The organism is Hydrogenophaga sp. (genome assembly GCF_028698005.1).
Taxonomy (GTDB): Bacteria; Pseudomonadota; Gammaproteobacteria; order Burkholderiales; family Burkholderiaceae_C; genus Hydrogenophaga.
The window spans coordinates 35,110-44,779 of sequence record NZ_JAQVEJ010000005.1 but is presented as its reverse complement, the minus strand read 5'-3'; the positions used below and the strand labels follow the sequence as shown (position 1 = coordinate 44,779).

General features: G+C 65.9%; 9 protein-coding genes. 7 read left to right on the top strand and 2 right to left on the bottom strand.

Annotation, left to right across the window (positions count from 1 at the left end; all coding sequences use genetic code 11):
- Positions 1-465: EamA family transporter (locus PHQ87_RS01265; RefSeq protein ID WP_300230395.1), on the bottom strand; the 465-nt coding region annotated here is incomplete at its 3' end.
- Between the two features lie 95 nt (positions 466-560).
- A complete protein-coding gene (locus PHQ87_RS01260) occupies positions 561-1,724 on the bottom strand; it encodes an aromatic ring-hydroxylating dioxygenase subunit alpha (protein ID WP_300230393.1) in 1,164 nt (387 codons plus the stop codon).
- Positions 1,725-2,016: 292 nt separating this feature from the next.
- Here PHQ87_RS01260 and xseB point away from each other — a divergent pair, with 292 nt between their 5' ends.
- The 7 genes from xseB to dut all read left to right on the top strand — a co-directional run bounded on the left by xseB (position 2,017) and on the right by dut (position 9,652).
- Positions 2,017-2,274: an exodeoxyribonuclease VII small subunit gene (gene xseB / locus PHQ87_RS01255; protein WP_300230391.1), complete on the top strand. Its 258-nt coding sequence runs from the start codon at positions 2,017-2,019 to the stop codon at positions 2,272-2,274.
- Between the two features lie 23 nt (positions 2,275-2,297).
- On the top strand, positions 2,298-3,185 hold the full coding sequence (locus PHQ87_RS01250; protein ID WP_300230400.1) for a polyprenyl synthetase family protein: 888 nt from the start codon (positions 2,298-2,300) through the stop codon (positions 3,183-3,185).
- 19 nt (positions 3,186-3,204) lie between these two features.
- Positions 3,205-5,103, top strand: a complete 1,899-nt coding sequence (gene dxs, locus PHQ87_RS01245; RefSeq protein WP_300230389.1) for a 1-deoxy-D-xylulose-5-phosphate synthase — start codon at positions 3,205-3,207, stop codon at positions 5,101-5,103.
- Between the two features lie 192 nt (positions 5,104-5,295).
- Positions 5,296-5,901, top strand: coding sequence for a TRAP transporter small permease subunit (locus PHQ87_RS01240; protein ID WP_300230387.1), 606 nt, complete (start codon positions 5,296-5,298; stop codon positions 5,899-5,901).
- 18 nt (positions 5,902-5,919) lie between these two features.
- Positions 5,920-7,749 carry a TRAP transporter large permease subunit gene (locus tag PHQ87_RS01235; RefSeq protein ID WP_300230385.1) on the top strand — a complete coding sequence of 610 codons (1,830 nt, stop codon included), beginning with the start codon at positions 5,920-5,922 and terminating at the stop codon, positions 7,747-7,749.
- 197 nt (positions 7,750-7,946) lie between these two features.
- Positions 7,947-9,029: a TRAP transporter substrate-binding protein DctP gene (gene dctP, locus PHQ87_RS01230; protein WP_300230383.1), complete on the top strand. Its 1,083-nt coding sequence runs from the start codon at positions 7,947-7,949 to the stop codon at positions 9,027-9,029.
- Positions 9,030-9,202: 173 nt separating this feature from the next.
- A complete protein-coding gene (gene dut / locus PHQ87_RS01225; RefSeq protein ID WP_300230381.1) occupies positions 9,203-9,652 on the top strand; it encodes a dUTP diphosphatase in 450 nt (149 codons plus the stop codon).
- Positions 9,653-9,670: the final 18 nt, after the last annotated feature.

Sequence of the window (9,670 nt, the reverse complement as noted above, 5' to 3'; positions counted from 1 at the left end):
CAGGCCGACCAGTCCGCCCAGGAGCTGGTTCGGCGCCAGCGTCGGGCGCAGCATCATGGCCACACCGGCGAAGCCGGCCAGCACGGTCAGGAACAGGGGGCCTTGTCGCAGGATCGGCTGGCCCCGTCTCTGCAACAGGATGGCCCCGCCGATCAGAAAGGTTGCGATCCAGACGCTGCTCATGTAATTGAGCGTCATGGCCGTGGCCAGGGGCAATGCCGAGATGGCGAAGAACCACGACGTCATCGCGACGGAGCCGACCAGGCTGCGCCAGGCGTGCATCATTGGCACCCGCGTATGCAGGGAAACCCCGCGATGACGGACGTAGAACCACATGAAGATGATGCCGACCAGGCCGCGGTAGGTGACGATCTCGAAACTGTTGAAATCGTTGGACGCGAACTTGATGCACACCCCCATGGTGGCGAAGAAAAACGCGCCCAGCAGCATCCACAACGCTTGCATGGTGAATCAGGGTCAGTCGTGTGGATGTGGTGCTGTCGGGGCCCGGGCCAGTGCCGTGTGCAGCCGCAGTTGCGCGGGCCGCTGGCGGCAACCCCTCAGGGGGTCTGGTCGCGGGCGGGGAGGGTGGTTCCCATTTTTTCCCGGTACCACTCGTGGAAGTGCTGCATGCCGTCTTCCATCGGGCTCTGGTAGGGACCGACCTCGTTGTCGCCGCGCTCCAGCAGGGCCTTGCGGCCGGCATCCATGCGTTCGGCGATCTCGTCGTCCTCGATGCAGGTTTCCATGTACGCCGCGCGCTGGGCTTCCATGAACTCGGGCTCGAACGCGGCGATTTCCTCGGGGTAGTAGAACTCCACCATGTTCAGCGTCTTGTCCACGGCCAGCGGGTGCAGCGTGGAAACCGTCAGGACGTGCGGGTACCACTCCACCATGATGTGGGGGTAGTAGGTCAGCCAGACGGCGCCCTGCTCGGGCAACTCGCCGTTGCGGTACTTCATCAGCACCTCGTGCCAGCGCTGATAGACCGGGCTGCCGGACTTGCTCAGCAGGTTCTGCACGCCCACGGTCTGCACCGAGAACTCGGGCTTGAATTCCCAGCGCAGGTCGTCGCAGGTCACGAAATTGCCCAGGCCCGGGTGGAAGGGTTCGACGTGGTAGTCCTCGAGATAGACCTCGATGAAGGTCTTCCAGTTGTAGTTGCAGGTGTGCAGTTCCACGTGGCCCAGCACCATGCCCTCGAAGTTGAGCACCGAGGCCGGGCCCATGCCGGCCAGGTCGGCGGCGATGTCGCGGCCGTTGTCCTCGAACAGCATGCCGTGCCACTCGCGCAGCGCGTAGCGGTTCAGGTCGAGGCAGGGGTCGTGCGCGAAATGTGGCGCCCCCAGCAGGTTGCCGAGCTTGCTGCCCTGGCCGCCGCTGTAGGTCCAGCGGTGCAGCGGGCAGACGATGTGACCGCCGGCATGGCCGGAGGCGTTCTGTCCGAGGTTGCCGCGGCCCTTGAGCATCACCGCCTGGCGGTGGCGGCATACGTTGGACACCAGTTCGACGCCGCCGGGCGTGCGCACCAGCGCGCGGCCTTCGCCCTCCTGGGGCAGCGCAAAATAGTCGCCCACGTCGGGCACAGCGTTGGCGTGCCCCACATAGCGGGGCCCGCGCTGAAAGATCGTTTCAAGTTCCCGCCGGAACAACGCCTCATCGAAATAGCTGGAAACCGGCAATTGGCTTGCGGCCTGCTGCAATTGAAGACTCAAATCAGCCATGATGGTCCTGACCTAAAGACTCCCCCTATGAAGGGGCAGGGTGAAGCGCTTAGCGAGTGAACGATCTGCGCGGGAAATGGGTGTTACGTCCCTCCGGGCTGATAAGGCCCGTCAGTTGGAAAAAAGACGGCGATTGTATCCCGTGTCGGTTGAACTTCGGGTCGGGAGGTTTGTGGTTTTGTGATACGAAAAACCGGGGGTGGGCGCTAAAATGCCCCATTCGGCCCGCCGCCGATGGCGGGTGCAGCCCGTGCCCAGGCCGCGTACCGGCCACGGGCCACCATAGACATCCATGACATCCTCGACCCCATCCAAGGCCAAGGCGGTGCCGGTGCAGGCGCCGGTGGCCGCCAGCTACGAGGCCGCGCTGGACGAACTGGAGCAACTGGTCGCCCAGCTCGATGCCGGCCAGTTGCCCCTGGACCAGTTGCTCGGCCGCTACCAGCGCGGTACCGAGCTGCTGGCCTATTGCCGCAGCCGTCTCGATGCCGTCGAACAACAGATTCGCGTGCTGGAAGCAGGCGACATCAAGCCCTGGGACGCCGCTTGAACGATCCGTTTTTTTCTCCTGCCATGGTGGCCGATCTTGATGCTTGGCGGCGTGAGCGCCAGGCCGCGGTGGAGCGGGCGCTCGATGCCTGGGTCACGTCCGACACGCCGGCCGCGCTGGGCGAGGCCATGCGGTATGCGGTCCTGGATGGCGGCAAACGCCTGCGTCCCCTGCTGGTGCTGGCCTCCAGCGAGGTACTGGGTGGCAACCGGGCGGCGGCCATGCGGGCGGCCTGTGCGGTGGAGCTGATCCACGCCTATTCGCTGGTGCACGACGACATGCCCTGCATGGACGACGATGTCTTGCGGCGTGGCAAGCCCACGGTGCATGTGCGCTTCGGCCAGGCGCAGGCACTGCTGGCCGGTGATGCCTTGCAGGCGCTGGCCTTTGAGTTGCTGACACCCGACGACGGCTCGGTGCCCGATGCCATGGCAGCGCACCTGTGCCGCTTGCTGGCGCGTGCCGCCGGCGCCGGCGGCATGGCGGGCGGCCAGGCCATCGATCTGGCCAGCGTGGGCGTGGCGCTCGACCAGCCCTCGCTGGAGGCCATGCACCGGCTCAAGACCGGAGCCCTGTTGCAGGCCAGCGTGTTGATGGGGGCTGCGACGGCGCAGACCGGAGCGGCCGAGGTGGCCGCGCTGGCTGACTACGGTGCCTGCATCGGTCTGGCCTTTCAGGTGGTGGACGACGTGCTCGACGTCACCGCCGATTCCCAGACCCTGGGCAAGACCGCCGGCAAGGACGCCGCCGCCGACAAGCCCACCTATGTGTCCCTGATGGGTCTGGATGCCGCGCAGGCCTACGCGGACGAGATGATCGGGCGGGCTCACCGCGCCCTCGACGGCAGCGGCCTGCCATCGCCAGGACTCCTGCACGGCCTGGCCGACTGGGTCGGCCGCCGTTCGCACTGAAACGACCTACGCCCACACCATGAGCTCCCTGCTGTCTTCCATCGAATCCCCTGCCGACCTGCGGCAACTGACGCGCCAGCAATTGCCCGCGCTGGCCAAAGAGCTGCGCGGCTTCGTGCTGGACAGCGTCTCGCGCACCGGTGGCCACCTCAGCTCCAATCTCGGTACGGTGGAGCTGACCATTGCCCTGCACTACGTCTTCAACACCCCCGAGGACCGGCTGGTGTGGGACGTGGGCCACCAGACCTATCCGCACAAGATCCTGACCGGCCGGCGCGAGCGCATGGACACCCTGCGCCAGCTCGGGGGCATCAGCGGCTTCCCGCGGCGCGACGAGAGCGAGTACGACACCTTCGGTACCGCGCATTCGTCCACCAGCATCTCGGCCGCGCTGGGCATGGCCATGGCGGCGCGGATGAAGGGCGAGAGCCGTCACGCCGTGGCCATCATCGGCGATGGCGCCATGACCGCCGGCATGGCCTTCGAGGCGCTGAACAACGCCGGTGTCGAGGACGGCCGCCTGCTGGTGGTGCTCAACGACAACGACATGTCGATCTCGCCGCCGGTGGGGGCGCTCAACCGCTACCTGGCCCAGCTCATGAGCGGCCGCTTCTATGCGGCGGCCAAGAACGTGGGCAAGACCGTGCTCAAGGGCGCGCCGCCGCTGTTCGAGTTGGCCAAGCGCCTGGAGGAGCATGCCAAGGGCATGGTCGTGCCGGCGACGCTGTTCGAGCAGTTCGGCTTCAACTACGTCGGGCCGATCGACGGCCATGACCTGGATTCGCTGGTGCCGACGCTGGAGAACATCCGCCAGCTCATGGACAAGGGCGACGGGCCGCAGTTCCTGCACGTCGTCACGAAGAAGGGCCAGGGCTACAAGCTGGCCGAGGCCGATCCGGTGGCCTACCATGGCCCCGGCAAGTTCGATCCCAAGGTGGGACTGGTCAAGCCGGCCGCACCGCCCAAACCCACGTTCACGCAGGTGTTCGGTCAATGGCTGTGCGACATGGCCGAGGCCGATACCAGGCTGGTGGGCATCACGCCCGCCATGCGCGAAGGCTCGGGCATGGTCGAATTCCACAAGCGCTTCCCGGGGCGCTACTTCGACGTCGGCATCGCCGAGCAGCACGCCGTCACCTTTGCCGGTGGCCTGGCCTGCGAGGGCATGAAGCCGGTGGTGGCGATCTATTCCACCTTCCTGCAGCGTGCCTACGACCAGCTCATCCACGACGTGGCCCTGCAGAACCTGCCGGTGGTGTTCGCGCTCGACCGTGCCGGCATCGTCGGCGCCGATGGCGCGACCCATGCCGGCGCCTACGACATCGCCTTCGTGCGCTGCATCCCCAACATGGCCATGGCCTGTCCCGCCGACGAAGCGGAGGCGCGCCAACTGCTGTCCACCGCCTTCGCGCAGAACCACCCGGTGGCGGTGCGCTATCCACGTGGCAGCGGCATCGGCGCCGAGGTGCCCGCCGGCCTGGAGGGGCTGCCCTACGGCAAGGGCGAGGTGCGGCGCCGCGGGCGGCGCATCGCCATCCTGGCCTTCGGCACGCTGCTGTACCCGGCGCTCACGGCCGGCGAGCGGCTGGGTGCGACGGTGGCCAACATGCGCTGGGTCAAGCCGCTCGACCTCGAATTGCTGCGCGAGCTGGCCAACACCCACGATGCGCTGGTCACGGTGGAAGAGGGCTGCGTCATGGGCGGCGCGGGCAGTGCCGTGATCGAGGCACTGCAGGCCGAAGGCATCGCCATGCCGGTGCTGCCGCTGGGCCTGCCCGACGAATTCGTCGAACACGGCGATCCGGCCAAGCTGCTGGCGCAGCTCGGGCTGGATGCGGCCGGCATCGAGCGCTCCATCCGCGAGGCCCATGCCGGGCTGCTCGATGCCAGCGCACAGCCGCTGATCCGCTCGGCCTGAGGCGCCCGTCGCGCGCCGGCCCAAGGGTTTTCCCCGCCGGTGCCCCTGGTGACCGGCGAAATCGCTCACTTACAATTTGTCTGCCGACCAGAACCCACACGCAGCATGCCAGACCTGGCGCATGTTGCGTGTTTCTTTATCTATCAACAGAAGGTGGACCTGGGTCGGCGTTCACAAGACACGGAAGACACAATGGGTGCATTGCTCAAATTCTCCCGGGCCATCGACTGGCTCAATGCCCAGGTGGGCAAGTACGCGATCTGGCTGATCATGGGCTCCACCGTGATCAGTGCCATCAACGCGGTCGTGCGCTACACCTTCAACACCAGCTCCAACGGGCTGCTCGAGATCCAGTGGTACCTCTTTGCCTGGTCGTTCCTCATTGCGGCCGGGTTCACGCTGCTGCACCGCGAGCACGTGCGCATCGACGTGATCAACAGCCGGCTGTCGAAGAAAAAACAGATCTGGATCGACATCCTGGGCTTTGCGTTCTTTCTGACGCCGGTCTGTCTGCTGGTGCTGTACTACGGTGTCCCCATGCTGATGCAGAAGTACGCATCGGGCGAGATGTCCGGCAATCCGGGTGGCCTGATCCGCTGGCCCGTGTGGCTGGCCATTCCGGTGGGCTTCACGCTGCTGATGCTCCAGGGCTGGTCCGAGCTGATCAAGCGTGTGGCCTTCCTGACCGGGCATGGGCCTGACCCGACCGTCAAGGCCGATGAAAAATCCGCCGAGGAGGAACTGGCCGAGATTCTGCGTCAGCGCGAATCGTCCCAGGCAGCGCCCGTGTCCCGCTGATCAGCCAGGAACAAGACGATGGAATTCATTGCGACGAACTTCGCCCCGATCATGTTCGGGGGGCTGATCATTTTTCTGCTGCTGGGTTTCCCGGTGGCCTTCAGCCTGGGTGCCTGCGGCCTGGCTTTCGGCGTCATCGGCATCGAAATGGGCGTGTTCCCCTCTTCGGTGCTGGCCTGGCTGCCCCAGCGGCTGATCGGCATCATGGCCAACGACACGCTGCTGGCCGTTCCCTTTTTCACGCTCATGGGCCTGATCCTGGAGCGCAGCGGCATGGCCGAGGACCTGCTCGACACCGTCGGCCAGGTGTTTGGCCCGTTGCGCGGTGGTCTGGCATTGGCCGTGGTGCTGGTCGGTGCCATGCTGGCCGCCACCACCGGTGTGGTCGCCGCCTCGGTGATCTCGATGGGCCTGATTTCCTTGCCCATCATGCTGCGCAATGGCTATGACCGCAAGTTCACCAGTGGCGTGATAGCGGCCTCGGGCACGCTGGCGCAGATCATCCCGCCCTCGCTGGTGCTGATCATCATGGCCGACCAGCTGGGCCGCAGCGTGGGCGACATGTACAAGGGCGCGTTTGTCCCGGCCTTCATGCTGGTCGGCTGCTACGTGGTGTACATCGCCGGCCTGGCCATCTTCCGCCCCGCCAGCGTGCCCGCGCTGCCGCCCGAGGCGCGCATCTACCGCGAACCCAATGGCGGCGGCGGCTACCCGTCGCTGCTGGTGCTGATGGTGCTGTCCTTCCTGGTCTCCATCGTGCTGGCACGCTACATGCCCGAGGTGCACAGCTGGTGGCTGGGCCGCGAGGTCACTTCCGTGCCCACCGACGAGAAGGTGGTCGTGGCCATGTGCGGCGGTGCTTTTGTCGCACTGGTGATCGCCCTGCTGAACAAGTACGCCCGGCTGGGGCTGCTGTCGCGCCTGGCCGAGCGCGTGACCTTTGTGCTGATCCCGCCGCTGCTGCTGATTTTCCTGGTGCTGGGCACGATCTTCCTGGGCGTGGCCACGCCCACCGAGGGTGGTGCCATGGGCGCGGTCGGCGCCATGGTCATGGCGCTGGTGCGCAAGCGCCTGGACATGAAGCTGCTCAAGCAGGCGCTGGCCAGCACCACCAAGCTGGGCAGCTTCGTGATGTTCATCCTGATCGGCGCCACGATTTTCGGTCTGGTGTTCCAGGCGGCCGATGGTCCGGTCTGGGTGGAGCACCTGCTGGCCGACCTGCCGGGCGGGCCTGTGGGCTTCCTGATCGTGGTCAACATCATGATCTTCTTCCTGGCCTTCTTCCTCGATTACTTCGAGCTGTCGTTCATCGTCGTGCCGCTGCTGGCACCGGTGGCCGAGAAGCTGGGCATCGACCTGATCTGGTTCGGTGTGCTGCTGGCGATCAACATGCAGACCTCGTTCCTGCACCCGCCGTTCGGCTTCGCGCTGTTCTTCCTGCGCTCGGTGGCCCCGGACAAGCCCTACGTGGACCGCGTGACGAACAAGGTGATGGAGCCCGTCACAACGATGCAGATCTACAAGGGCGCCATCCCCTTCCTGCTCATCCAGTTGCTCATGGTGGGCACGCTGATCGCCTTCCCGGGCCTGGTCACAGGCAACCTCGACAAGCAGGGCGAATACGACCTCAAGGCCGTGGGCGAGCAGATGCTGGAGCAGCTCGTCGACGAGTCCGAAGGTGGCTACGGCAGCGATGAGGGCTATGGCAGCGACGATGGCGCCGGCGACGGTGCCGAGTCCGGCACGGGCCTGTCCGCCGAAGAGCCTGCGGCCGAAGGCGAGGCGCCTGAGGAAGCGGACGATCCGATGAAGGCCATGGAAGAGGCGTTGCAACGCCAGGAGCGTTGATGCCGGACACCCGTGGTCCGCGGCTGCCGTGGTGCAGGGGCGTGCTGCATGACACACCTCATGCCGTCGAGGGAAAACCCTCGCGACACCGGTCCATGGCGGCCGGCAAATGTCCCTAAAATCAGGGGCGACTCTCAGTCCGGGCATCGCCCATAAGGCGAGGCTTTTCCATCCAAACAAATCCTGGAGCAATCTCAATGGATCGTCGTTCAATCGTGAAAAGTGCCGGCTTGGCCGGTGTGCTGGCCGCCGGTGTGGCCCCTGCCGTGCACGCCCAGGCCACTGTGCGCTGGCGCCTGGCCGCCAGCTTTCCCCGCTCGCTGGACACCATCTTCGGCAGCGCCGAAAAAATGTCCGAAACCGTCAAGGCACTGTCGGGCGGCAAGTTCGAGGTCTCCGTGCACCCCGCGGGCGAGCTGATGCCCGCCTTCGGTGTGGTCGACGCGCTGGAGGGCGACAACATCGAGATGGCCCTGACGGCTGCCTACTACTTCACCGGCAAGGATCCGTCTTTTGCGTTCAGTTGCGCCGTGCCCTTCGGGCTGACGGCCCGCCAGAACGCGGCCTGGCGCAAGCATGGCAACGGTGGCAAGCTGCTCGACGACTTCTTCGCCCAGTACAACTTCATGGCCCGCAGCGCCGGTAACACCGGCACGCAGATGGGCGGCTGGTACCGCAAGGAAATCAAGACCGCCAATGACCTCAAGGGCCTGAAGATGCGCATGGGCGGTGGCGTGTTCGGCGAAGCCATGGCCAAGCTGGGCGTGGTGTCGCAGAACCTGCCCGCGGGCGACGTGTACCAGGCGCTGGAAAAGGGCACGCTGGACGCGGTCGAATTCGTCGGCCCCCACGACGACCAGAAGCTCGGCTTCAACAAGGTGGCGCCGTACTACTACTACCCCGGCTGGTGGGAAGGTGGTGCCGACCTCGAATTCTTCGTCAACCTGAAGAAGTACAACACCCTGTCGGCCGAGAACAAGGCCATCCTGAACGCGGCCATGGCCGTGGCGGCCAGCGACATGACGGCCAAGTACGACACCTACAACCCGATCGCCCTGAAAAAGCTGGTGGCCGACAAGACCCAGCTCAAGGCGTTCCCGAAGGCGGTCATCGACGCCGGCTTCAAGGCCTGCATGGAGGTGTTCGCCGAGCACGAGGCCAAGTCGCCCACGTTCAAGAAGATCCACCAGGACATGCGCGCCTTCCAGCGCGACCAGATCCTGTGGAACCGCTTCTCGGAGTTCCCGTACAACCAGTACGTCAACGGCGTGAAGATCTGAGACTCCCCCCTGCGCCGCTGACGCGGCTTCCCCCCTCTCTGGCGCGGCTGCGCCGCTTGGAGGGGGGACGGCGCCAGTGGACCGGCAAAGCCGGATCCACGGCGCCCTGGGGATGCCGGCCCGCTGCTTGCAGCGGGCCTTTTCATTCCTGTTGATTCTTGGGTTGTTTGTTTATGGAACTCGATGTCCGTGTGCTCGATCCGCGGCTGGCGGAGCAGATGCCGTCGTATGCCACCTCCGGCAGTGCCGGGCTGGATCTGCGGGCCTGCCTGGAAGCGCCACTGACGCTGGCACCCAATGCGTGGCAGCTGGTGCCCACGGGGCTGGCGATCCATCTGGCCGATCCGGGCTATGCGGCCCTGATCCTGCCGCGCTCGGGCCTGGGCCACAAGCACGGCATCGTGCTGGGCAATCTGGTGGGCCTGATCGACAGCGATTACCAGGGGCAGCTCATGGTGAGCGCCTGGAACCGCAGCGACGTGGCCTTCACCATCGAACCGATGGAGCGCATCGCGCAACTGGTCATCGTGCCGGTGGTGCAGGCGCGCTTGAACGTGGTCGCCGATTTCGAACACGCCACCGAACGCGGTGCCGGGGGCTATGGTTCGACCGGCCGGGGTTGACCGGGAGCCTCGGCGTTC

Bases quoted from the DNA above. Each gene is read 5' to 3' on its own strand.
- PHQ87_RS01260 (WP_300230393.1), bottom strand. From the start codon at position 1,724: ATGGCTGATTTGAGTCTTCAATTGCAGCAGGCCGCAAGCCAATTGCCG.
- xseB (WP_300230391.1), top strand. From the start codon at position 2,017: ATGACATCCTCGACCCCATCCAAGGCCAAGGCGGTGCCGGTGCAGGCG.
- PHQ87_RS01250 (WP_300230400.1), top strand. From the start codon at position 2,298: ATGGTGGCCGATCTTGATGCTTGGCGGCGTGAGCGCCAGGCCGCGGTG.
- dxs (WP_300230389.1), top strand. From the start codon at position 3,205: ATGAGCTCCCTGCTGTCTTCCATCGAATCCCCTGCCGACCTGCGGCAA.
- PHQ87_RS01240 (WP_300230387.1), top strand. From the start codon at position 5,296: ATGGGTGCATTGCTCAAATTCTCCCGGGCCATCGACTGGCTCAATGCC.
- PHQ87_RS01235 (WP_300230385.1), top strand. From the start codon at position 5,920: ATGGAATTCATTGCGACGAACTTCGCCCCGATCATGTTCGGGGGGCTG.
- dctP (WP_300230383.1), top strand. From the start codon at position 7,947: ATGGATCGTCGTTCAATCGTGAAAAGTGCCGGCTTGGCCGGTGTGCTG.
- dut (WP_300230381.1), top strand. From the start codon at position 9,203: ATGGAACTCGATGTCCGTGTGCTCGATCCGCGGCTGGCGGAGCAGATG.